Origin of the sequence: Chitinophaga caseinilytica, from assembly GCF_038396765.1 — a bacterium.
GTDB lineage: Bacteria > Bacteroidota > Bacteroidia > Chitinophagales > Chitinophagaceae > Chitinophaga > Chitinophaga caseinilytica.
Genome location: NZ_CP150096.1, coordinates 3,089,212 through 3,112,097 on the forward strand (window position 1 = coordinate 3,089,212; position 22,886 = coordinate 3,112,097).

Consider the following 22,886-nt stretch of genomic DNA (forward strand, 5'->3'; position numbering starts at 1 on the left):
GAAATTTAAAATTCAACATTTAAACCGACGGTGTAGCTCCTGAGCAGCGGGAAGGCCTCGAGGTTGAGGCCGGTGCCCGACTCAGGGTCCCAGCCATCCCAATCCGACAGGGTGAGCAGGTTTTTACCGTTCACGTAGGCGCTCAGGCGGCTGATGTTCAGCTTTTGGGTGATAGACGCGGGCAGCGAGTAGCTGAGCGTTACGTCCTGCAGGCGAACGAAGCTGCGTTGCACGTACGGGGAGAAGGTTTCGCCCAGTGCGGCGGAGTAGTAGCCGATCTGGCGGTACCTGGCGTTGGGGTTTTCCGGCGTCCAGTAGTCGAATTTGAAGAAGTTGCGGTTTTGCATATTGTCCGGGTTGGGAAGCGTGGACCCCGGCTGGCCGTAATAATATTTTTTACCGCCCTGGATGGAATTGACGAACATCTTGAACTCGAACGCCTTGTAGCGCAGGGTGTTGAGGATGCTGAAGCGATAGGAGGGGTCGGTGTAGCCGAGGATCTTCCTGTCTGCCGCAGCGGTGTAAGATCCGTCGCCGTTTATGTCTTCCACTTTGTAAGTCCCATACGTAAATCCACCGGGGATGATGCCGGCGTTCCTGTCGGCCACCTGCCACATCCCGATGATGTTGTAATCGTATGCCACGCCGTAGGGCTGGCCGATGAAGATCTTCGACGCCACGAGATCGTCTTCCTTCCCGTCCTTGTTCGCATCGATGCCGGTGATGCTTACCACCTTGTTGCGGTTCAGGGAGAAACTGGTATTCACGTCCCAGGAAAAGTTTTTGTTGCGGACCGGCGTACCGTTCAGTGCCAGTTCGACGCCTTTGTTGTGGAGCTTCCCGACGTTGAAGGGAATGCTCGTCTGGCCGTTGACAGACGGAATATTGACCGTATACAGCAGGTTGGAAGTATTGGCCGTGTAATAATTGACTTCGCCGGAAAGTCGGCCGCTGTAGAGGGAAAAGTCCAGCCCGAAATTGAGCGTTTTGGTGGTTTCCCATTTTAGGCCCTGGTTGGCGAGGCTGCCGATCCCCTGGCCCTGGAGCGCCAATCCGCCATCGCCGAACAAATAGCCGTTGGCGATGGAGGCGTTCATGCGCGAAAGCGTCTGGTAGCGGCCTACGGTACGGTTGCCGTTGGCGCCGTAGCTCAGCCGGAACTTGAGATCGTCGATTTTCCCGAGTTTCCCTTTGGCCCAGGGCTCTTCGGTTATCCGCCAGGCCAGCGCGGCGGAGGGGAACACGCCGGTCTTGTTGCCGGGCCCGAAGCCGGAGAAGCCGTCGTTCCGCACCGTTCCCGTGAAAACGTACCGGTCTTTGTAGCTATAGATCAAGCGGTACATTTGGTAAAGACTGGTTTCTTTCCAGGCGTCGGAATTCACGGTCTGCAAACTGGGCTGCCCTGCTTCCAGGCTGTGATAGCCGAGCGCGGGGTTGGCGAAATTGCTGGCGTTGGCATTCGTCTGTTCGAATTTCCGCTTTTCAAATCCATACACGAAAGTGGCGTTGATGCCATGGTCCCCGAATTCGCGGCGGTAATTGAAGATATGGTCGAGCGTCTGGTTGTATTCGGAGGAATTCATTTTGCTGCCGCTCCCCGTGAAGTTGGCGCCATACAGGTCGAAGTTGAATTGCTGGGCGGTAACGTAGTTCTGCCCGAAATTGACGCGGTAATTGAGCCCCTTCACCCAGGGTACCGTCACGTCGGCATACATCAACCCGAACAGGTTGTAGCGTTTGTCGAGATTGTTCTGCTGCGTTTGCAGGATGGGGTTGAGGTTGGAGCCATCTGGCAGGCGCAGCGGCTTGCCGGTGGAATCATAGGCAGACAGGAAAGGCGTGTTGCGGATGACGGTCGTCAAGGTCGGCGCCACGCCTGAATAATCGCTGATGCCGTAGCTGGATTGAACGCCCACTTTCAGCCAGCTGGCCACTTTGCTTTCCAGGTTCACCCGGAAGCTGTAGCGTTTGTAAGTATCGTTGATAATGACGTTTTCCTGATTGGTATAGCCGAGGGAGAAGAAGTAGGCGGTGTTTTCCGAGCGGCCGGAAACGCTCACGTCGTGGTTTTGCATGAGCGGGTTCCGGTTGGTAAGCAGTTGCCACCAGTCGGTGTTCACACCTGCCTGGAAGCCTTTGGCGGATTCGGCGGACATGCGGGTGAGCGGGTCCCAGCTGGGGTTTGGCGCGTCGAGGTTGGCGCCGGTACGGCTTTCGTTGATCCACCGGTCGGCCACGAACTGGAGGTACCCTTCCTTATCGAGCGGGAGCATGTCGCGATTGGAGACCTGCGAAAGCGTGAGGGCGCCGTTGTAGGAGATGAGGGGCTTTTTGCCGGCGCGCCCCGTTTTGGTGGTCATGAGCAACACGCCGTTCGATGCCTGGGAACCGTAAATGGCCGTGGCGCTCGCGTCTTTCAGTACGTCGACCGAGGCGATGTCTGCCGGGTTGATGTCTGCCAGGTTGCCGCGGAAGATGATCCCGTCCAGCACGATCAGTGGACTGGTAGTGCCGCTCAGCGAAGTGCGGCCGCGGATGCTTACCGATGGACTGGAGCCCGCAGTTGTCACTGCGCCTACGTTCAGCCCAGGTACGGAGCCTTGCAGGGATTGGAGGATGTTGACGTTCGGGGATTCGCGGAAGGCGGTGAGGTTGGCCCTGGCGGTGGTGCCCGTGACGTCTTTTTTCCGGGCGGTGCCGTATCCGATCACCACCACGTCGGTGACGATGGTTTCTGCCTGGCGCTCCATAATGATCCGGAGCGGGCTGCCGTTGTAGGTGATGTCTTGCGGGGTGAAGCCGACGTAGGTCAGCCGCAGTACCGTCCCGGATTTTACCTGCAGGGTGAATTCCCCTTTTTCGTTGGTTTGCGTGGCTTTGGCGCCATCGCTGCTGCGGACCGAAACGCCGGCCAGCGGGAGGTTCCCCACATCGGTGACGCGCCCGGTGAATGACTGTGCATAACTTTCGGCGCACAGGCAAATGGTGAAGATGGTCAGCAACATCGTCTTGAACGTCGTGTGTAGCATCATCGTTAGGATTTTGATCGTTAAAAAAGTGGATGGGAACAGCAATACCCGGCCGCAGGGAGATTTCCATCTCCCCGGAAGCGAATCCATACTGTCATTTCAATCGATTGTATTTTGGGCCGTCAAAGCGGGCCGGACATAGTTCGGCTAAACATCATAACGTAGTTTTAGATGATTTGGAATGTGTGGAATTCGGAAGCCCCGGCTTTGGTTTCGCCGGAAAGAATGCATTTAATTTCGGTTAATACTTGGTTCGATCCTGGTGTTCTCGCAAATGTTTGATGAAGTACGTGTGGCGCTTGCCCGGTTATTCGTCAGTTTTTCAAATCGTGGTTGCATTGTGCTGCCGGGCCGCTGAAAACAATGATAGTAAAAAATATCATCCGGGCAATATGGCGAGTGGTTTAAATTATGGAGTTGTGAATAAACAATGCGGATTGATCAAAATTCAATCATAGCCGCGAAGGTAAGGTCGTCGACACACCGGCACAAAAATTTTTTTCCATCGCATTCACCCTTTTTAATACTTTCATTGACTTGTCGATAGAAGACCACACATGCATTGGCCGGAGGTAGTGGCCCGGTCGGTGTTACGAGTAACATGAGACAGAATTATAATATGCGATAGCATATGGATATATGCGTCTTGAGGAAATTTATTTGTACGGATAACGCTGACCTAAGTTTGGGGTAAATATGGATCAACCAATTTCAGGAGAGAACACTGCGTTCGAAGAGTTGTTCCGGCAACATTTTGTATCACTCTGCACGATAGCCTATTATGTGGTGGATGACAAAGATGCCGCACGGGACATTGTCCAGGATTTTTTCCTGGGGTTCTGGAGCAAACGCCAACAGATCAAGCTCACGCATGACTTTAAACATTACGCCACGAAGGCGGTCCGCTACGCTTCCATCAACTATCTGAAGAAAACGGGAAGGGTCAAACTGGAAGAGCTGGAAGTGATGGACGGGCTGGCCATGCAGTTCACGACCGAAGACAAGGAAGTGCGCGAAACCCGGTACCGGGCGTTGTGGGAGGCATTGAACAGGATGCCGGAACAGCGGCGCAGGATATTCCTCATGAGCAACCAGGAAAAGATCAAGTATAAAGACATCGCGGAGCAGATGGGCATTTCCATCAATACCGTCAAAACACATATCCGGCTTGCGCTCCTGTTTTTACGGGAAGAATGCAAATGGATGGTGAAGCCGGTGTCGCTACTGCTTTGCTGCCTTCAGTTGAACCTGTTATTCTAACCTTCAAACTGATCTTATGCCACAATCACCCGATCATACCGGAATCGACTGGAACAAAATACTGGAATCGTTAGAAGAAGCTAAAATCACCCACGATATGACGAAAGAAGAGTTCTCTGCCCTGGCTACCGCCCGTGAAGCACGTGCCCTGCTGGCTGCGCAGGAATTCGACGAAGACGGTGGCTGGCGGGAATTCACGGCCCTGCGCGAAAAACGCAGGAAGTTCCGGCTGCGCATCGTCCGCCTCGCCGTAGCGGCCGGCCTTGCGCTGGCCATCGGCGCCGGCCTCTGGCTATTCACACCCTCCGGCAATACGCTGCATACCGCAGATTCCGCCGGCCCCGGTAAAGTACGCCTGCGCACCGCCGACGGCCGCATCCTGGAACTGGACCGCGGCGCCGGCACCATCCAGGATAATGATATTGCCCGGATCCAGGCTGCCGGCGACTCGCTCGTTTACACCGCCGGCAACACCGGCAGTGAAGGCGCAAAAATGGATACGCTCGAAATACCCGCCGGCATGCCGTTCCGGTTGCTGCTGGCCGACGGTACCAAAGTTTGGCTGAACGCAACCTCGAAGTTGATCTACCCGGCAGCTTTCCATGGCGAGGCGCGGGAAGTTTACCTGGAAGGGGAGGGCTATTTCGAAGTGGCGCAGAACGCAAGGCAACCCTTCCGCGTGCATAGCGGCAAGACCATTACCACCGTGCTCGGCACGGCTTTCAATATCCGCGCCTACAGCGCGTCGGTGATCACCACCCTCAGCAGCGGCAAGGTGAAGGTAACGGCCGGAGCGGCTGTAGTGACGCTGCTGCCCGACGAACAATCGACGTTCGACCCGGAAAGCGGCCGCCTCGACAAGGCGCCCGCCATTGCGGCAGACATGACGGCCTGGGTGCAGGGTAACCTTTATTTCGACAGTGCGCCTCTGGCAGATATCACCGAAAGCCTCGGGCGGTATTACGGGCTCGATTTCTCTTTCGATGACGCTGCCACAAGCCAGCTGCGTTTCACATTGGACATGCCGCGCCCCGCCACCATCGAGGAAGCCCTGGCACAACTGAAAGCCAGCCGCACAGACCTCCATTTCCAGATAAACGGGAAGGTCGTCACCGTTTCCCGGCGCCTGCAACCATAAAAAAAACAGCGCAACCAACCATCATCCGCCCCGGCGGCATCCGTTCAACTTTAATATCTTATCCATATGAGCAACAAATCGGGCCCATCCTTCCTCCGGAAGGTTGCAGGAGTGTTTTGTATCCTGCCGTCCCTTATCCTGCTGATTACATGCATCCTGTTCGCCGGCCCGGCCAGCGCACAGGACGAAGCCGCCATCCTTTCGACGAAAGTGACCTACGAGGCCAACAAGTTGCCGCTGGGCAAAGTGCTCAAAGACCTCCGGCAGCAGCTGCGGTTACGGTTTACTTTCAACGAGGAGCATATCCGCAGGCAGCCAGCCATCACCATCAAGGCACAGGGGATGAAGCTGGGCGCGTTCCTGGACGAGTTGCTCAGGCCGACCGACCTTGCTTATGCGGTAGACATGGGGACGGTGATCATCATGAAAAAGGCGCCAGTCGCTTCCACGAACGTTGCGCCGGCCTCCACCGAGCTGCACCAGGTATTGCGCGGGCGGGTGGTGAGCGCATCCGGCGAACCGCTGGAGGGTGTCAGCATCCGCGCCCAGGAATCCGGCCAGATGACCGTTACCCAGGCAGACGGGATGTTCATGATGCTCCCGCGCGTGGGGGAGCAGCTCCGGCTCAGCCGCCTCGGGATGAAACCGCTGGTTTATAAAGTGAAGGCAGATTTTTCGGAACTGGTCTTTCTGCAGATGGATACCGTTATACAGGCCATCCAGGAAGTGGTGGTGAACGGCTATCAGAAGATCGATCCGCGACTGGCGACCGGTTCGGTATTGAAGCTCTCCGCCGCGGAAGTGCTCCAGCCGGGCGTGGCCACCATCGACAAGATGCTGCAGGGTAAAGTGCCGGGCCTCATGATCATCAATACTTCCGGCGGCGTCAACGCCGCGCCGAAAATGCGGATGCGCGGTACTTCCACGCTGCTGGGCAACGCTTCGCCGCTGTGGGTGATCGACGGGATGATCCGCCCCGATCCTGTCAACGTTTCATCGGCCGTCCTCAATAACATCATCAACGGCGAGTCCCGGGCTAACTTCGAACTGATGGGCAATGCCATCAGCGGTGTGAACCCATACGATATCGAAAGCCTCACCTTCCTCCGCGACGCTGCGGCCACCGCCATCTACGGCACCCGCGCGGCCAACGGCGTGATCGTCATCACCACCAAAAGAGGGAAGGAAGGCCCCGTCCGCATTTCCTACAACACCGATTTTTCTTTCCAGGCACGCCCTTCCTATAACCAGCTCCATCTCATGAATTCCAAAGAAAGGATCGAGTTTTCACGCCAGCTGCAGGAAGACCATGTGGTGATGCACTATTTTGGCGTAGGGCTCGACGAAAAACTTTCCTACGAAGGGAAATTACGGGAAATGTATGCCGGCAATATCACGGAAGACGAGTTTCACCGGCAGGTATCCATCATGGAAACCCGCAATACCGATTGGTTCAAACTGCTGTTCCGGAACGCGTTCAGCATGAAACATTCCGTGGGGATCAGCGGCGGCAGCAACAAAACTACTTATTACGCTTCGCTCATGTATGCCGACAATAAAGGCGCATCCCGCGAAGACGGACTGAAATCATATGCCGCCACCTTCAACCTCCGGACCCAGATCGGGAAACGGCTGACGGTCGACATGTCGTTGCAAAGCAATCACCGGAAGTCGAGCGCATATTACGAAGGTGTCAACCCGCTCCAGTACGCGCTGCAAACCAGCCGCATCTTCGACCCCGGCGATTACATCGCCATGCAGAACGCCGTGCTGGGCTGGGCGGCGCCGACAGATCTGGAGACGAAGCGCCCGCCTTATACGCTCAATATCCTCAACGAAATCGAACATTCGAAAAATACCTCGTCCAGCCGCTCTTCCAGCCTGAACGTGTCGCTGGATTACAAGATCGCTAACGGACTTTATTTCCGCAATAATTCCAGCTATATCATCGACGCTTCCGACGGATTGGCTTACGCCGATTACTACACTTTCGAGGCTTCGAAGCTCAGGGGCTGGGACCTGGCCTGGACGCCGACGCCTGCCGTGGTGAAGCTGTCGCCGCTGCCCGCAGGCGGTATCGCCAGCCTGAACGCGTTCAGTAAATCCGCGTTCGGGATCCGTAACAGCATCGATTACAGTACCGGTGTGTACGACAACCGCGACCAGTTCAACGTTACCCTGGGGAACGAGGTCAGGAGCGAAGTGGGTTACGGGACCAGCAGCATTACGCCCGGTTATTTCCCTGATCGGGGCGATATTTTTTCTCCGTCGGACCAGGGCCTCCGGACGCTGAGCCTGCAAGCCGTCAACCGCAGGAAAGACAACACGGTTTCAGGTTACGCCACCATGGCGTACAGCCTGAAAAACCGCTACATCTTCAGTACCACGGTGCGGGCAGACGGCTCCAACCGCTTCGGGCGGACGGCCAACACCAACTTCCGGCCGAACTACAGCGTTTCCGGCCGGTGGAACGCCGCCATGGAGCCCTGGTTCCCGAAGGGCAATTTCCTCACCGATTGGCAGGTGCGCGCTTCTTTCGGCACGCAGGGCAATGTGGTGACGGAAGTAGGCCCGAACCTCATCGCCGGCTACAGCTCCAATAAAACCAATCCCATCACGGGACTGCCTTATCTCTCCATCAAATCCATGCCGTACCCCGACCTCCGGTGGGAGAAAACCTACCAGTGGAACCTCGGCACCAACGTCGGACTCTTCAACAGCCGGCTGCTGGTGAACCTGGACTATTATTCCAAAAAATCGGTGGACGTGATCGATATGCTGCCCATACCTTTCGAATACGGGATGGACTTTATGTACCGCAATGGCAGCACCTTGTATAACGAAGGGCTGGAATTGTCTATCATGGCGCACCTGATCAGGAAGAAGCACACGGCGCTTTCCCTGAACTTCAATACCAGTAAAAACCTCAACAGGGTTTCCGACCAGCTGATCGTTCAGAACTACAGCGCCTTCTTTACCGGAAGCGGCGGATTGCCCGGCAAGGCCATCAGCGGTATTTACTCCTATATTTTCAAGGGGCTCGACAACAAGAAAGGCCTGCCTGAATTCGACAAGCTGGACAAGACCGAAAGGACCTCCGATCCCAATGCGTTCCTGGTATATTCCGGGCAACTGGAACCGAAGATGACGATGAGCCTGTCGCCCGTATTTACGTATAAATCCTTTTCATTTTCGTCTGCCATGCTGCTCAGCCTTGGTAGCGTAAAACGGCTGAACCCGCTGTATTACCGTCATGGTGCCAGCAACAACGCGCCGGGGCCTTATGCCAATATGAACCGCGAATACCTCAACCGCTGGCGAAAACCCGGAGATGAACTGCGGACAGACATTCCCGCGTTCGTAGATGGCACTTCGGACCTGAAGCTAATAGACATCCCCTACACTTCCAACAGCCGAGCCGCTGCCGGCCAGATCATGAACATCCAGGAAAACCCGCTGACGGCCTACGGTTTATCCGACCGGATGACGGTGAAGAACAATTACCTGCGTTGCAGCAACATCAACATGATGTATTCGGTGCCCCCCAGGTGGCTCGCCGGCTCGGGCATCAGGGGGCTCAATGTCGGGCTTTCCGTCAACAACGTTTTTACGATCGCCAATTCCAGTCTCAAGGGGCAGGACCCGGAAATCGACGGGGTGGGAACGTCTGCGTTGCCATTGACCCGCCAGTTCGCCGGGACCCTGAGCGCCACCTTCTAGCCCATCACCTTTTCAACGTAAGCGCATGAAAAAATTAATCGTCATATTGATCGCCGCATGTAGCCTGGCCTCCTGCAAAAAGTTCCTGGAAGAATATTCTCCTTCCGACGTAACGCCCAAATCCACGGCGGATTTCAACGAAATCCTCTTTTCGGACGGCTATCCCGATGCGAGAAAAGAGCTGCATCCCTGGCTGATGTACATGGAAGATGATATCCAGTTTTATATCAGCCCCGCCAATATCATCGACGCGCCGACTTACTATTCGGCCATCCGCGGCGCCTACGAATGGCAAGCCGTGCAGGGGCGCGACGGGTCGGGCGCTTCCCCGGAATACTTCAACGCCTGGGGCAATTATTACAAACTGCTGCTCGGCGTAAACGTAGTATTGCAGAATGTTGACCGGTCGACCGGCGACCCGGTGCTGAAAGACCAGGTGAAAGGGGAAGCCTACGCACTGCGGGCCTATTACCATTTTAAACTGGTGAACATCTACGCAAGGCCGTATAACGATTCCACCACCACGCCCGACAAACTGGCCGGCGTCCCGCTCCGTACGAACGGCGACCTGTCTGACCAGTACATGACCCGTAACACCGTGAAGGAAGTCTATGACCAGATCACCAGTGATCTGGACAGTTCCATCCTGTTACTGGAAAGATCGCGGAAAACGGACGATGTATTCCGTATATCGCACGTAGCGGCGCATTTGCTGGCGAGCCGGGTTTATCTCTATATGGAAGATTGGCGACGCTGCATCCAACACGCCGATGCCGTGCTCCATCAACATCCCCAGCTGATGAACTATATGGATTGGACCGGGGTGACGCCCGACTTCGACAATTCCTTCATTGGGCCGGAAAATGTGGAATCGGTGTGGTGTTACGGATCCGCCGAGGAATATTATCCGATGAACGAAGCTGGTTTCGGGATGTGCTTTGAAGTGTCCAGGGAACTGGTCAGCTGCTTCGAAGACAACGACCTCCGGAAAGCGAACGGTATTTTTGAGGTGCCCGCGGAATACAAACCTTTCATCGGGCTGGACTACTTCCAGAACAAACGCATGTACCCGAGCTCTGCGAGCGAGTACCTCCTGATCAATAACTCATGGCGCAGCTCAGAGGCTTACCTGAACCGGGCCGAGGCGTACATCCAGTTGTACCGTACAAAAGGCGACGCCGCCGCGGCCAGCGAGGCGCTCAAAAGCCTCAATACGCTTCGCGCGCAAAGATTCGCTCCCGCCGATTTTCAGGCCTGGACGCTGAAGCCGGCCGATATCCTCCTGCAAATGTGCCGCGATGAGCGCCGCCGCGAATTGTATTTCGAGGAAGGGCATCGCTGGTTCGACCTGAAACGGTATGGAATGCCCGCGATCCGGCACGTATACCATCCCGATCTGTCGACCACCCAGATATTCACCTTGCAGAAGCGGGACGCCCAGTACGTGGTGCCCATCCCGGAAGTCGTGCTGACCAGGAACCCGGCGCTCGTGAGGGACCCGCTGATCCCCGGCACCCGTCAACCCGACTGATCCATCATCCTCCAAGAAAAAAATCAACATGAAATCATATTTCATCCCGGTACTGGCGCTCGTTTTGATGGCTTGCAAGAAGGAAGCCCCGCTGACGGCGAGCCCCGTCAAAAAGTTCTACACGCTGCCACAGGGCAATGCTCCGGCAGACAAAGACATCCTGGACATTCACGGCAAATTCGGTACCTACATCCTGTACCGCTTTTCGCAGGACGATTACGCCTACAATTATTACAACGAGCTAAAAGACAGCGCATTCAACGCCAACCCCGCGTACATCGATACCGCGCTGGGTTTTTTCCGCCACCAGCTGATGGACCTGTACCCGGAAAAATTCCTCCGGAAAACGATGCCGTTCAAAGTGTTGCTGGCGGCTTACATCGGTACCGGAACCGCGCGCTCGGCCACGGGCTTCGCCACTACCCAGAGCATGCTCGCCATCGGCTGGGCAGACAGCACGCTGCTGCAAAAAACGCCTGCTGAATTGAGGAAGATACGCAGCCTGATGCACCGGTTTTACTGGGAACGCGCTTACCGCACCGAGAGTTTCGTTTTGCCGCCGGCTTTCCTGGCCACGGCACCCGATTACCAGAAGATCAATGTCAACAACAGGTATTCCGAAGGCATTGTGGCTGACGGGTACTACAGCCTCAACCTCAATGCAGGACAGGATTTTGTGGCCTACATCGAGCTCATCACCGGGAAAACGACCGCTGAACTGGAAGCCGGCCTGTTCCAACCCGGCATCGATACCAAAGGGCTCATCCGGAAGCGCTACCAGATCATCGTGGATTATTACAAACAGGAATTCGGGATAGACCTTCAGGCGATCGGGCAAAGGCCCTGACGCAACGTCTCCCGCACCAGCACCGTAACGATCATCCTGAAATACAGATTATGAACCATAGAAGCAGGCCCTTTATCGTGGCTGCCCTGGCTGTATCATGCAGTTTCAGCGCCCACGCACAGGAGCAGAAGGCCCCTGGCCCCGAAAACTCCTTCCGCAGCGCCGTCATCAAAAACGTACTGGAAAAAATAAAAACCAGGCACTTCTCGCCCCGCCCGTTTGACGATGCCTGGTCGGCCGCCGTGTACGACAAATACCTGCAACTGCTGGACGCCGGCAAGCAGGCGTTCCTGACCACCGATATCCGGCGGCTCCAGGCCCAACGGCTGCAGGTAGACGACCAGTTGCTGGCCGGGCAGACGGCTTTCTTCGATTCGGTGTACGCCATCTACCGCCTCCGGCTGAACGAAAACCAGCGGATCATCATGCAAGCGCTCGATGGGAAATTCGATTTCGACAGGAAGGAATCCGTCCAGCTGACCGGTGCCGCGCGCGATTATGCCGCCGGCGGGAAGGAAAAGGAAGAAATGTTGCGGAAACTGGTGAAGTACCAGGTGCTCCGCAATTACATGGACCTCAAGGCGGCAGAAGGCGATACGCTGGCGACCGCCGGGGTGCCCGATCCCGCCACGGAAGCGAAAGCCCGTGAGCGCGTGCGGAAGTGGTACGCAGATTTCTTTCGCGTGAACGGCGGGGCGAACGACGAAGACGAAAAGTTCAACCTGTACATGGCCGCGGCGGTATCGGAAATCGATCCGCATACCGTGTACAGCGGCCCGAAAGATAAATCGCTCCAGCAAAACATCACCAAACGGTATTTCGGGATCGGGATGGAACTGGGCGAAAGGGACGGCGATTTTTATATCAAACGGCTGCTGCCGGGCGGCGCTGCCTTCAAAAGCGGCAGGGTCCGGGAGAACGATAATATCCTTTCCATTTCGGGTGAAAACGGGAAGATGGTGCCCGTGAGAGGGCTCACGGCCGGCGAAGTGTCTGCCATGATCCGTGGGGATAAGGATACGGAACTGCAACTGAAATTGCAACAGCCCGGGGATTCCATCCGCACCGTTATGTTGAAAAGGGGAGAAGTGGTGGATATGGAGAACCGCGCCAAAAGCGCCGTGCTGGAACGGAACGGAAAGAAGTTCGGGTATATATCCCTTCCGCTGTTTTACATGGACCCCTCCGGCTACGGCATTACCGGTGCGTCGGCAGACGTGGCCCGGGAAGTGGAAAAACTGAAGGAACAGGAAGTGGAAGGCATCATCATGGACCTGCGCGGCAATGGCGGCGGGTCGCTGGACGAAGTGGTACGCATGAGCTCGCTTTTCCTGCCCGCAGGGCCCGTAAGCTGGTTACGCAGCCAGCAGGAATTCAAGCCCTACAACTCACCGATGGCGCAGCCTGCTTACGAAGGGCCGCTGGTAGTGATGGTAGATGAAAAAAGCGCATCCGCTTCCGAAATCCTCGCAGCAGTGATACAAGACAAACGCCGCGGCCTCATCGTAGGCCCCTCATCCACCTACGGCAAAGGCACCGCCCAGATACCGGTGAACATGGGGAAAATGGGGGACCCCGCGCGCAACATCCCCAGCGTCAGCTACGGCACCCTTCAAATGACGGTGCAGAAATTCTATCGCGTCACCGGCGAATCAACGCAGCTCAAAGGCGTTATCCCCGACGTTGTGCTCCAGGAAAGCATGAGCCCGCACGACCAGCGGGAGCGCGACTTCCCTTCCAGCATGGCCTGCGATACCGTCCGGTTCCCTGCATTCGAGCCCGCCGGCCCCGGATTCCGGTACGGCGCAGTGGTAGACAGTGCCCGCAGCCGGATCGCCCGTAACCCCGCTTTTGCTGAAGTTGCGGTGAACATGGAACGACAGAAAGAACATGCCAGCCTGCCCGTTCCCCTCGATATGCGCTCCTTCCGCCAACATTACAATACGCTCTCCCGTATCGAGACCGGCATCCGCAACGCGCGGACGCTGCCCCCCGCACAGGCCCTGGGCGCCAGCCTGCCGATGAACCGGAGCCTGCGGCCAGACCTGCGCAAAGACGAGTCCTCCCTTCCCGCCAACCAGGATTGGCTGAAAGGCATCGCACAAGACATTTACATCGGCCAATCCGTTGCTATCCTGGAAGACATGGCCGCCAACCCGGAAAAGCCCGGAAAAAAATAATCCGGTTTTCCCCTCACTCATTTCACAAACCCGATTGACTATTACTTAAATAACCGCACATGAAAAAATATCTCCTGTTCGCTTGCTGCCTTTACGGCGCAAGCGCATTTGCCCAGCAGTCTGACGGCAAAGTCACGCTGATCATCAATCAGCCGGAAAATGCCATCGTTACCGGCGACCTTGGCAGGAAATTGAACGATACCATGGTGTACCTCTACGAAATGTACGCCGGGGAAAACGACAGCGCCCAGATCAAAGACGGCAAATTCATCATCAGCAAACCCATGCCCAAAGGCGGAAGCATCCACATCATCAAGGTGGGGCAGGGCGCGGACCTGAAAAGCGTGATGCTCGCCTATGTGGAAGGCGGTAAAATGCACATCGCCGGGAAAGGTGATTATCTGACCGGTGCGAAATTTTCGGGAGACAAGTGGGTGAAGGAATGGATGGAAGTATATAACATGCTCGATCCCGAGACACCGGTCAGCAAACAGTTGGCCGTGCTGGAAGAAAAGTTCCGCGAAGCGAGCCAGTTAGGTGATGAGGATGCGGCCATCGAGATCAACAAAAAAGCGGATTCCCTGATGAAAATCCGTTTGACCGCCATGCGGAAATGGCTGGCCGGGAATATGAACTCCGGCGTTTCCGCTTACCTGGCCACCTGTTACATCGAAAATATGAAGGCGAAAGATTCCATCATGAATCTGCTCGGCGAACACGCGAAAGCTTCCCGGATCGCCCAACGGTATTTCCATCCCGGCAAGGTAGACCCTGCACCTGTGTCTATGGGCTTCGACGACAGCAAAGCCGCCGACCGTAACTTCTCCGCCGTTGCTGTAGGGCAGGACGCTCCGCAATTCTCCGCTCCCGATGTAAACGGTAAAAATGTTTCGCTGGCGGATTTCAAAGGGAAATACGTGCTGGTGGATTTCTGGGCCAGCTGGTGCGGCCCCTGCAAACCGCAGATCCCCTTCCTGAAAGCCGCGCGCGACAAGTACAAGAACAAAGACCTGGTGGTACTGGCCGTTTCGCTCGACAGCAAGAAAGAAGCCTGGGAAAAAGCGATCGCCGCCCATCAGCTCGACTGGATCAACATCTCGAACCTGAAAGGCTGGTCTGAGCCCGCGGCGCAAGCCTATGGCGCCTCCGCGATCCCCTTCAACGTGCTCATCAGCCCGGAAGGCAAAATCCTTGCCATGGGCCTTTACGGTGAAGACGTTGAAAAGAAACTGGCGGAATTCCTGAAATAATCCATCCACGTTTTGATAGAACTGGGGCTGGCGCTACGGCTGGCCCCTTTTTAATTTAATGCCATAATAACGTTTCATGAAAAATATCATACAGATCGCGCTCGGCCTGCTGCTTCCCTTCGGATGTTTGGGAGCGGACGGGTTCGTCATCAAAGGCAAAGTGTCCGGCATTATCAGCGGATACGTATCTATCGTTGCGCCGGCGGTGGAAGGCGCGGCCAAAGCCCCCGGCGAATTGCCGGAACGGGTCAGGATCGTGGACGGAGCGTTCATTTTTGCCGGCAGCGTTGCGCAACCCGAGGTCGTGGAACTGAAAGTGAGCACCCGTACCGTCCGCATCCTGCTCGAAAACACCGAATACACCGTGGAATCCAGCCTGCAAGACCTGACCGGCAAGCATTTCAAAGGTAGCCGCCTCAACGATCAGTATTGGGATTACATGGAAAGTAAATCGCCGCCGCTGACCTACGTTGCCGATCATGCAGATGCGCCCATCTCCGCATTCCTCGTGCACGAATTCACGCGCGACCTGGCAGACGTGCAAAAAGGCTACGACCTGTTGAGCCCCTCCAACAAGGCATCGTACTGGGGGCAGGAAGTGGCCGCGCGCCTGGAACAGTTCAAAACTACCGCCGCGGGCAAAGTCATGCCGGATTTTTCCATGACGGGGCCGCAAAATGAAAAGTTTTCCATCGGCAGCATGCGCGGTAAAGTGGTAGTGCTCGATTTCTGGGCGTCCTGGTGCGCGCCGTGCCGGGCGTTCATCCCGACCATGCGGGAATATTACAAGGCCTGGCAGCCGAAAGGCGTGGAGTTCGTCGCCGTGTCGTTCGACGATTCCCGGGCCAAATGGATACAGGCCATCGCCGAAACCGGCATGGAGTGGAAACAGGGCCTGGTAGACGGGGGATTTGGCGCGGATTCGCCCGTCAAAAACAAACTGAACATCAAAAGCATCCCGCATGTGATCGTTGTGGGTAAAGACGGGAAGATCGCCGCGTGGCTCGATTACTCCATGAAATCGAAGCTGCCTGAGATCCTTTCCCGTCTTGCTCCCTGATCAATTTTTATCGCGTGGTGTAACCGCCATTGGCGAAAATCGTCTGACCGGTGATCCACCATCCGTCCGTTACGAGGAATTCGATCAGCGGGGCGATGTCCTGGATATCGGTGAGGCCGCCGAGTGCCGATGCGGATTTGTGGTAGGCAACGGCTTCGGGCGTTTCCTGTCCGTAGAAGAACGGCGTGTCCATGGGGCCCGGGCCAACGGCGGTCACGGAAATGCCCCGGCTGCCGAATTCTTTGGATGCGGCCCGGGTGAAATGCTCGACAGGGGCTTTCATCCCGCCGTACGTGGCGTATAAGCCCGTGTAGGCGGCCAACAGGGAGGTGACGATCGTGCAGATCTTCCCGTTGTCGTTCAGTTTTTTTCCGGCTTCCTGGAGAAAGAAATACGCCACTTTCGCGTTGATGTCGCTCATACTGTCGAATTCCGCTTCCGTGGTTTCTACCATGGGTTTCTTCAAAACTTTGCCCACGGTATTGATCGCAATATCCACCCCGCCGAATTTTTCGATGCCGGCGTCGAAGAGTTTGGAGATGTTCGATACGCTTCTGAGGTCTGCCTGTACCAACACCGCTTCCGCGCCCGCAGCGCGCACATCGGCGTAGGTTTTTATGGCGTCTGCACCGCTGCTGTCACTATTGTAATGGATCACCAGGTTCGCGCCCCTGGCGGCGAAATTCCGGCTGAGCAAGCCGCCCAGGTTTTTTGCGCCGCCGGCTATCAGTACCGTTTTCCCTTTTACATCGTTACGTGCCATGATCGTGAGTTTTTTGTGAACTCAAAATTCAGCACTATTGACGGATGCATTATGGTGAACTTTTCGGTATTTTATGTGCCTTTGTTTTGCGATTTCCGGAATTCACCCGGCGTTATGCCCGTCCATTTTTTGAAGAACTTGGAGAAGTTGGACGGGTCGTAGGTCAGTTTCATGGCCACTTCGGCGATAGATACTTCGGGGTCGGCCAGCAACGCTTTCGCTTTCCCGATAATTTTCGCATCATAGAAATGACAGGGGTGATTCCCTTTTTCCTTTTGAACGATGTCTGTGAGGTGCTGGTGCGACACGGCCAGTTCCCGCGCGATCTGGTTCAGCTCCAGGAATTCGGGCGCAGCGCCTTCCACCACATCTTCGATATGACGGTCGATGAATTCAAGATATTGCAGTACGATCGCGGTGCTCCTTTTCTCTTTCATTGCATGATTCTTCATCGTATGCCGGGGTTGGGTGTTAAAATGCGGCTGTCGCCGGATGGGCTGTTCTGGGTTTCAAAATACATAAAATCCCTGATTATGAGGTGATATCCCTTCATTATCAAGGTATCCGCAAACGAAATTGATTCGTCAGCCGCTTCACCGGGAGCGGCTTTTTCGTGACGCAAATCATACCGGCCGGCGTACGGGATCATCGTTTCCCCGCTTCGGAATCGGCAATTTCGCGGATCATGGATGCACACCAGGAAGAAATCAGGGCGCTGCTCGACCGGAGTTATCCCTTGCTGCCGGCGCCCGTGAAGACCATCATCTGCCAATCGGCCAGCCTGCTGCCCGCCCGGAAAGGGGAAACCATCACCCGGCAGGGACAATGGCTGCGCAACGCCATCCTGGTGGGCGCGGGATACATGAAGGTGTACCGGGAAGGCCCGGAGGGAGAAATTTTCATGTATTACCTCGAAGCGGGCCACGCCTGCGCCATGACTTTCGTGTGCGCACAGGGCAGCGAAGTGAGCGGGGTGATGATCACGGCGCTGGAAGACAGTCTCGTCATCCTGCTGCCGCTTCCGGTGATGGACAGGCTCATGCGGGAAAGCCACGACTGGAACCAGTTTGTGGTGAATACCTACCGCGCGCGGTTCGATAACCTGTTGCGGGCTTTCGATAGCGTCGTTTTCAAGAAACTCGACCAGCGGCTGCTGGATTACCTCCATGCCCAGGTGTCCCGCGTCAATAGCCGTACCCTCCAGATCACGCATCAGCAAATCGCCGACGATCTGCATTCCACGAGGGAGGCGGTGTCGCGGTTACTGAAAAGCATGGAGCAACAGGGGCTCCTGGCCATCAACCGCAACAGCCTATTATTGAAAACCGGCATCGTCCGGAAGCGGTAGGAACGATGCCGGCCGGGCGTCAGGCGCTCATTTCCGCGGGCCTGTTGGAAAACAGGGTGACCCCGTTGTATACCACGTTCCACGTCACGGGGAGTATCTTTTTCAACATATCGCTCACGCCGCAGAATTTCTCCTGCGAATCCTGCACCGCCTGCAATGCCGCGCCGGAAGCCGTGTCCGGGCCTTCGAAGATATAGTCGAGATGGATGGCGGTATATTGCATCGGGTGGCCGGCCGACAGCTGGCCCTGCACCTTCACGTCGAAATTCGTGATTTCCTGGTGCGCCTTGCGCAACAGGGCAATAACGTCCATCCCGGTGCAGCCGGAAAGGGCGGTCAATACAAGCGGTTTGGGAATAGGGCCGTTATTTTCGCCGCCAACTTTTTCGGGGCCGTCCATGATGACGGTGTGGCCGTTGACGAGGGAGTTGAATTGCATTTTGCCCATCCATTGGGACACGATTTCGTGTTGCATGATGTGTTTGGGTTTTGATTGATGAATACCCCACAAAGTTCCCATCTTCCCATCCGGGGTTTTGTAACATCGATCACATAGCCGAATTTCCTGTGTGCTAAACCTTGCGCGCATTTACCGAAATACCTTCGTATATTCGTTGCGTTAGTTTGTATATCGCTGCGCAAATGCGCAATCATAGTTGTGAAACAAATGAGCCTTCTTCATTTCTTCAACAACTGTAACCGGAAAACCTTTTCAATTCCCTATCCCGCTTTATCATCAAGCATACAAAGCATTACACGCCCGGTGGTCCCGCGCGGGCACGTCATGTTGCGTTCGTCCGGAAGGAGCGTGCACTGGCGCCGCACATTTGCCGCTATGGCAAATAGCTGGAACAATGCATGGCTGGTTTTGATGGTATGGCCGGATAGCGGAACACATATCCTATGCGTCAAACCAATTTGTTAACTAATACATTTTAACCATGAGTAAACATTCTATCCAGGTAACCTCCATTCTTTGCAACGCCACGTCGGAATCGGGCATTACCAGCGGCGATGAAGTCTATTTGGTGTGCCAGGCCGATGGCGGACTGCCCATCCGCGTGCCTGCCAAACTCAATTCCAGCCAGAACATGGAGAAAGGCGAAACATGGCATCCCGACAACCTCGTGCTCAATTTCGAGTATGAAGTGCTGGTGACGCTGTGGGACCATGATCTCAGTTACGACCCCAATCTCGCCACGTATCTCCAGTCGACCGACTTCCAGCCCGGCACCGGCTCCGGTTCCCGCCGTCTCAAAAACTACAACGGGGCGGATTACACCATTTCGTTCACTTACATCGATTAACCCCTTAAAAATTCCATTATGAAAGAAGAATTGAAAATTCAACTGGCGAACTACGCCGGCCTCAACCAGTCCATGAAGAAAACCCCCGCCCCCAAACCTCCGTCCATTCAAAAAATGCCCGACCTGGAAGGGAAAGTTTTCCAGGAAGCGGCAAAAGCCTGGGCCAGCTACAGCAGCTCTCCCGAAGGGAAGCAGGAACTGGCGGCAGCGGAGAATATGGATTTGCAGGAGCTCCGGGCGTACGTTGCCAGTTTGCCGGATAAACCTGTTTTTGCCAAACTCATCAGCTGGATCCGCTCGCTCGATTTGCCGGAGAGCAGCTTCACGATCGGGCTGAGCTTCGAAGCCGAAGCGGTCATCGGGATTAGCGGCACCATCGGCGTGGCCGTAGGCGTCGGCAATTCAAAAGGTATGCAGGCGGCTGAGTTCCTGGCGATGTCCGTAGAAGTGGGCTTGCAGGTCGGCATCATGGTCGGCGTGCAGTTCGGGCTGTGGGACCGTTCGCCGGAAAACCTGGAAGGGAACCGCTGGGGCTTTGAAATCGACCTGGGTTTCGAAGCGGAAATGAGTGCGGGGGTGTATATGGACGACGATGGGTTTTCCGGCCTGGCCGTCACTATCGGCATCGGCGTGGAAGACGGCATCGCGATCGTGGATTGTTACATCTACATCCTGGGCGGCCAGGGCGCAGACCCGTACCTGAAACCCGTGGTGCAGCCGCGGAAAAACAATCTCCTCATCATCGAAAGCCTGAAATGTGTACACCCCTCCAACGACGGCGGAGGAAACGAGAACGAAGTGTACTTCATTTTCCAGGCTGATGGCGATACGAAGTATCCCTATCCCACGTACGATTATTTTTCGATGAAGGAAGGAGACACCTGGCAATGCGGGCGCTCTGTCTGGTTCAATTCAAGTGTAGCGGTAACGGTGTATGATGAAGATGGAACGAGCGGCAACGATGTGGTAGGCACTTTCAGCATCGGCCTTCCCCTGGAATTGGGCAAGAGCGTCACCTTCAAAAGTACCAAAGATTATTCGTCGGGGCTCGATAAAGTGGAATATACCATCAATGTGAAGCTGGTGGCGCAGAATGTAAAAGGATAACGTCCGAAAGGGGCCGGCCTGGGAGGATGACATCCTGCCAGGCCGGCCTTTTGCTATTGAATGGCATAAATCCGGTAGCTCAATTTCCCCGGCGCTACGAACCGCCCTACACCAACCGCCACGGTATGGTTCAACCATGCGTATTTCGGGGAACTGGTCTCGAAAACCGGCGACGATCTGAAGTAGTAGTCCCCGGGCGAAAGCTCGTGGCCTTTCCCTGCGCGTAAAAGTGCGGATTTGTCTGCCGGCGCATAATTGAAACCGGTATAACTGATGTAGATCAGGGCGCCGTCGTCTGTCTGGATGGTAGCGCGCGCGTCCAGCCTGAAGGTGGTGGAGTCTGTCATCAGTCCCCATTCGCCGCCGCATCCCGTTAATTTGCCGTTGATCTTTTCGCCCTTAACAAGCCCTTCCCGGAAGGAAAAGATCAACCGTGTCCCCGTCGATACAGGCCCGATAACCTGTGGCGGATGAACGGAAATGTCGAGGTCGAAGAGGAATTTGGATGAAAGTTCCTGCGCTTGTACGCGCACGGCGGTACAGGCCGCGATCGCCGCAGCCAGGATAATTATCTTTTTCATGGTTATGGAAGTGTTTTTACGGGATGATAGAAGAAGGTTTTGAAGGGTTTGCGACATCGAAGAAATTATCGACGTCGCCGATGGCGGTGCGGGTGCATCGCATGATAATATCCTGCAAATCGGCGCCCTCGCTCTGCAACGGATCGATGGCTTTGACAAGGCGGGCCCGCAGTTCGTAAAGCTCCGTACGGTTGAATTTCTTCGAACCTTTCACGAGGTCGAGCTGCATGCGTTGTGCCTGTTGGTCCTGCTTCGGATTGAAAATACCGTTCAGCTGACTGCACTGATCGCAGATGCCGTTTTTGTTGACGAGCGCGCAACGGTGGTCGAAGATCCCGGTCATCGTTTCCCGCGCATCGTTCAGCAGGTGCTTTACCACGCCTTCGGTTTTGTCGAGAATGAGGCAGATTTCTTTCACCGGGAAATCATATATGTCCTTCAGTATGAGCGCCACCTGGTTTTCGATGGGCAGCGTTTTGGAGATGCAGGTAAAACAGAAATCGATATGTTCCATCATGTCGTATGCCCCGGCTGGGGAAGTACTATGCACCGTCCGGAACGATTGGGCGATCTCCGCTGTGCCGATGGCGAGCATGGCGCCCTGGTCCTGCGCGTCTTTGGGCCATCTTTTCTTTTTCTTCAGATGGTCGTAGGCCAGGTGGGTAGCGATGCTGAACACCCAGGTCTTGAGCGACGACTGCCGGTTGAACGTCGAAATTTTATCGAACGCGCGGATGAAAGTGTCGTGGGTGAGGTCGTCTGCATCGTTCCGGTCGGTGAGCAGGCGGTAGAGGTAAGATTTGAGCGGGTGCTGGAATTCAGCGAACAATTGCTGGAAGGCGTTGATGTCGCCGGCCAGGGCTTTGTTGTGCAGTGTTTCTTTTTCCATGGTTTGATGCAGGCTTTCGGATGTTAAAGTAGGTTTATTTTTCCGCAATCGAAATCGACGATGTGGCTGTTAAAAGGTGTGCCGTTGTCTGACACGAGGAACGCGGCGGTTTCGCCCAATTGCTGGAGCGTGGGGCCGGTAGCAAGGAGGTCGTGGCGGCTATATTGTTGCGCCATCTGTTCCCGCGGGATGCCTGCCTGGACGGAAAAGTCGGTGATCATTTCCTGGATCTTCCGGGTTTCCAGGAGGGCGCCGGCGCATAGGCAGATCGATTTGATGCCGTGTTTCCCGAATTCGGCGGCCATTACCCGCGTAAGGCCTTCGATGGCGGCGCAGGCGGCGGCGAACCCCGCCATATTGGGTGTTTTCGTTCTGGCCATCGAGGCGTTGAACAGCAGGAGGGTGCCGGGCGTACCGGATTCGATCATGTATTTCGCGGCGGCCCGGGAAGTGAGGAATTGCGATCCGCAGATCTTTTGCAAAGGATGCATGAATTGTTCGAAAGTGGCCATGGTACTGGGTGTTCCGCTTCCTGCGTCTTTGTAGTAAGTGCCAATACCGTTGAACACCATATCCAGCCGCCCGTTTTCAGCCACCACTTTTTTCAGATACCCGTCGATCTGCACTTCATCCATCGCATCTGCTTCGCCGGCTTTCGCAAGGCCGCCACCAGCTACGATCTCCTCGGCCAATGCCTCCGCCGCTGCCTGCCTTCTGGCCGTTACGTACACTTTCGCGCCATGCTGCGCGAACGCATGGGCAACCGCGCCTGCCACCTGTCCGGACGCGGCGAATATTACCGCTACCTTGTTTTTTAAACTGTTCATTTTGTATCGCTTTTTCATTTCGACGATCGGGCGGTCCGAAATGATCGGG

The 22,886-nt window shown here is 55.6% G+C and carries 18 protein-coding genes; 11 read left to right on the forward strand and 7 right to left on the reverse strand.

All coding sequences use genetic code 11. From position 1 onward, the window contains the following. Positions 1 to 5: 5 nt before the first annotated feature. Positions 6 to 3,032 carry a SusC/RagA family TonB-linked outer membrane protein gene (locus WJU22_RS12875; protein WP_341843639.1) on the reverse strand — a complete coding sequence of 1,009 codons (3,027 nt, stop codon included), beginning with the start codon at positions 3,030 to 3,032 and terminating at the stop codon, positions 6 to 8. 693 nt (positions 3,033 to 3,725) lie between these two features. Here WJU22_RS12875 and WJU22_RS12880 point away from each other — a divergent pair. The 8 genes from WJU22_RS12880 to WJU22_RS12915 all read left to right on the forward strand — a co-directional run bounded on the left by WJU22_RS12880 (position 3,726) and on the right by WJU22_RS12915 (position 16,015). Further along, a complete protein-coding gene (locus WJU22_RS12880; protein ID WP_341843640.1) occupies positions 3,726 to 4,289 on the forward strand; it encodes an RNA polymerase sigma-70 factor in 564 nt (187 codons plus the stop codon). Between the two features lie 16 nt (positions 4,290 to 4,305). Continuing rightward, entirely contained in the window at positions 4,306 to 5,427 is a 1,122-nt protein-coding gene (locus WJU22_RS12885) for a FecR family protein (RefSeq protein WP_341843641.1), read from the forward strand. Between the two features lie 66 nt (positions 5,428 to 5,493). Next, on the forward strand, positions 5,494 to 9,147 hold the full coding sequence (locus WJU22_RS12890; RefSeq protein ID WP_341843642.1) for a SusC/RagA family TonB-linked outer membrane protein: 3,654 nt from the start codon (positions 5,494 to 5,496) through the stop codon (positions 9,145 to 9,147). A gap of 25 nt (positions 9,148 to 9,172) precedes the next feature. Then, positions 9,173 to 10,678: a RagB/SusD family nutrient uptake outer membrane protein gene (locus WJU22_RS12895; protein WP_341843643.1), complete on the forward strand. Its 1,506-nt coding sequence runs from the start codon at positions 9,173 to 9,175 to the stop codon at positions 10,676 to 10,678. A gap of 28 nt (positions 10,679 to 10,706) precedes the next feature. Next, the gene (locus tag WJU22_RS12900; RefSeq protein ID WP_341843644.1) at positions 10,707 to 11,525 is read left to right on the forward strand and encodes a hypothetical protein; all 819 of its coding nucleotides are present in this window, start codon (positions 10,707 to 10,709) and stop codon (positions 11,523 to 11,525) included. A gap of 50 nt (positions 11,526 to 11,575) precedes the next feature. Continuing rightward, entirely contained in the window at positions 11,576 to 13,705 is a 2,130-nt protein-coding gene (locus WJU22_RS12905) for a S41 family peptidase (protein ID WP_341843645.1), read from the forward strand. Between the two features lie 59 nt (positions 13,706 to 13,764). Next, a complete protein-coding gene (locus WJU22_RS12910; protein ID WP_341843646.1) occupies positions 13,765 to 14,955 on the forward strand; it encodes a TlpA disulfide reductase family protein in 1,191 nt (396 codons plus the stop codon). A gap of 76 nt (positions 14,956 to 15,031) precedes the next feature. Next, positions 15,032 to 16,015 (forward strand): TlpA disulfide reductase family protein, encoded by a 984-nt coding sequence (locus WJU22_RS12915; RefSeq protein WP_341843647.1) that lies wholly within the window; start codon positions 15,032 to 15,034, stop codon positions 16,013 to 16,015. Between the two features lie 7 nt (positions 16,016 to 16,022). Here the strand turns inward: WJU22_RS12915 and WJU22_RS12920 are convergent, their stop codons facing one another. Beyond that, complete coding sequence (locus WJU22_RS12920) at positions 16,023 to 16,778, reverse strand: SDR family oxidoreductase (protein WP_341843648.1); 756 nt, start codon at positions 16,776 to 16,778, stop codon at positions 16,023 to 16,025. A 71-nt stretch (positions 16,779 to 16,849) separates the two neighbouring features. Further along, complete coding sequence (locus WJU22_RS12925; RefSeq protein WP_341843649.1) at positions 16,850 to 17,230, reverse strand: AraC family transcriptional regulator; 381 nt, start codon at positions 17,228 to 17,230, stop codon at positions 16,850 to 16,852. Positions 17,231 to 17,463: 233 nt separating this feature from the next. On the opposite strand from WJU22_RS12925, the gene WJU22_RS12930 reads away from it, so the two are divergent. Continuing rightward, positions 17,464 to 18,126, forward strand: coding sequence for a Crp/Fnr family transcriptional regulator (locus tag WJU22_RS12930; RefSeq protein ID WP_341843650.1), 663 nt, complete (start codon positions 17,464 to 17,466; stop codon positions 18,124 to 18,126). Between the two features lie 19 nt (positions 18,127 to 18,145). On the opposite strand, the gene WJU22_RS12935 is transcribed toward WJU22_RS12930, so the two are convergent. Continuing rightward, positions 18,146 to 18,601 carry an OsmC family protein gene (locus tag WJU22_RS12935; protein WP_341843651.1) on the reverse strand — a complete coding sequence of 152 codons (456 nt, stop codon included), beginning with the start codon at positions 18,599 to 18,601 and terminating at the stop codon, positions 18,146 to 18,148. A gap of 466 nt (positions 18,602 to 19,067) precedes the next feature. On the opposite strand from WJU22_RS12935, the gene WJU22_RS12940 reads away from it, so the two are divergent. Both WJU22_RS12940 and WJU22_RS12945 read left to right on the forward strand, forming a co-directional pair. Further along, on the forward strand, positions 19,068 to 19,433 hold the full coding sequence (locus tag WJU22_RS12940; protein ID WP_341843652.1) for a hypothetical protein: 366 nt from the start codon (positions 19,068 to 19,070) through the stop codon (positions 19,431 to 19,433). Between the two features lie 18 nt (positions 19,434 to 19,451). Next, positions 19,452 to 20,540, forward strand: a complete 1,089-nt coding sequence (locus WJU22_RS12945; protein WP_341843653.1) for a hypothetical protein — start codon at positions 19,452 to 19,454, stop codon at positions 20,538 to 20,540. A gap of 53 nt (positions 20,541 to 20,593) precedes the next feature. Here WJU22_RS12945 and WJU22_RS12950 read toward each other — a convergent pair whose 3' ends face one another. The 3 genes from WJU22_RS12950 to WJU22_RS12960 are packed head-to-tail and all read right to left on the reverse strand — an operon-like array spanning position 20,594 to position 22,837. Beyond that, positions 20,594 to 21,121, reverse strand: a complete 528-nt coding sequence (locus WJU22_RS12950) for a DUF3237 domain-containing protein (RefSeq protein WP_341843654.1) — start codon at positions 21,119 to 21,121, stop codon at positions 20,594 to 20,596. A 16-nt stretch (positions 21,122 to 21,137) separates the two neighbouring features. Next, on the reverse strand, positions 21,138 to 22,010 hold the full coding sequence (locus WJU22_RS12955; RefSeq protein ID WP_341843655.1) for an RNA polymerase sigma factor: 873 nt from the start codon (positions 22,008 to 22,010) through the stop codon (positions 21,138 to 21,140). Positions 22,011 to 22,033: 23 nt separating this feature from the next. Then, entirely contained in the window at positions 22,034 to 22,837 is an 804-nt protein-coding gene (locus WJU22_RS12960; RefSeq protein WP_341843656.1) for an SDR family oxidoreductase, read from the reverse strand. Positions 22,838 to 22,886 lie beyond the last annotated feature (49 nt).

What these genes read in the sequence shown, in the direction of transcription:
- WJU22_RS12945 (WP_341843653.1), top strand. Translation starts at nt 19,452, where the DNA reads ATGAAAGAAGAATTGAAAATTCAACTGGCGAACTACGCCGGCCTCAAC.
- WJU22_RS12925 (WP_341843649.1), bottom strand. Translation starts at nt 17,230, where the DNA reads ATGAAGAATCATGCAATGAAAGAGAAAAGGAGCACCGCGATCGTACTG.
- WJU22_RS12905 (WP_341843645.1), top strand. Translation starts at nt 11,576, where the DNA reads ATGAACCATAGAAGCAGGCCCTTTATCGTGGCTGCCCTGGCTGTATCA.
- WJU22_RS12955 (WP_341843655.1), bottom strand. Translation starts at nt 22,010, where the DNA reads ATGGAAAAAGAAACACTGCACAACAAAGCCCTGGCCGGCGACATCAAC.
- WJU22_RS12935 (WP_341843651.1), bottom strand. Translation starts at nt 18,601, where the DNA reads ATGCAACACGAAATCGTGTCCCAATGGATGGGCAAAATGCAATTCAAC.
- WJU22_RS12950 (WP_341843654.1), bottom strand. Translation starts at nt 21,121, where the DNA reads ATGAAAAAGATAATTATCCTGGCTGCGGCGATCGCGGCCTGTACCGCC.
- WJU22_RS12920 (WP_341843648.1), bottom strand. Translation starts at nt 16,778, where the DNA reads ATGGCACGTAACGATGTAAAAGGGAAAACGGTACTGATAGCCGGCGGC.
- WJU22_RS12910 (WP_341843646.1), top strand. Translation starts at nt 13,765, where the DNA reads ATGAAAAAATATCTCCTGTTCGCTTGCTGCCTTTACGGCGCAAGCGCA.
- WJU22_RS12890 (WP_341843642.1), top strand. Translation starts at nt 5,494, where the DNA reads ATGAGCAACAAATCGGGCCCATCCTTCCTCCGGAAGGTTGCAGGAGTG.
- WJU22_RS12940 (WP_341843652.1), top strand. Translation starts at nt 19,068, where the DNA reads ATGAGTAAACATTCTATCCAGGTAACCTCCATTCTTTGCAACGCCACG.
- WJU22_RS12900 (WP_341843644.1), top strand. Translation starts at nt 10,707, where the DNA reads ATGAAATCATATTTCATCCCGGTACTGGCGCTCGTTTTGATGGCTTGC.
- WJU22_RS12930 (WP_341843650.1), top strand. Translation starts at nt 17,464, where the DNA reads ATGGATGCACACCAGGAAGAAATCAGGGCGCTGCTCGACCGGAGTTAT.
- WJU22_RS12875 (WP_341843639.1), bottom strand. Translation starts at nt 3,032, where the DNA reads ATGATGCTACACACGACGTTCAAGACGATGTTGCTGACCATCTTCACC.
- WJU22_RS12915 (WP_341843647.1), top strand. Translation starts at nt 15,032, where the DNA reads ATGAAAAATATCATACAGATCGCGCTCGGCCTGCTGCTTCCCTTCGGA.
- WJU22_RS12895 (WP_341843643.1), top strand. Translation starts at nt 9,173, where the DNA reads ATGAAAAAATTAATCGTCATATTGATCGCCGCATGTAGCCTGGCCTCC.
- WJU22_RS12960 (WP_341843656.1), bottom strand. Translation starts at nt 22,837, where the DNA reads ATGAACAGTTTAAAAAACAAGGTAGCGGTAATATTCGCCGCGTCCGGA.
- WJU22_RS12880 (WP_341843640.1), top strand. Translation starts at nt 3,726, where the DNA reads ATGGATCAACCAATTTCAGGAGAGAACACTGCGTTCGAAGAGTTGTTC.
- WJU22_RS12885 (WP_341843641.1), top strand. Translation starts at nt 4,306, where the DNA reads ATGCCACAATCACCCGATCATACCGGAATCGACTGGAACAAAATACTG.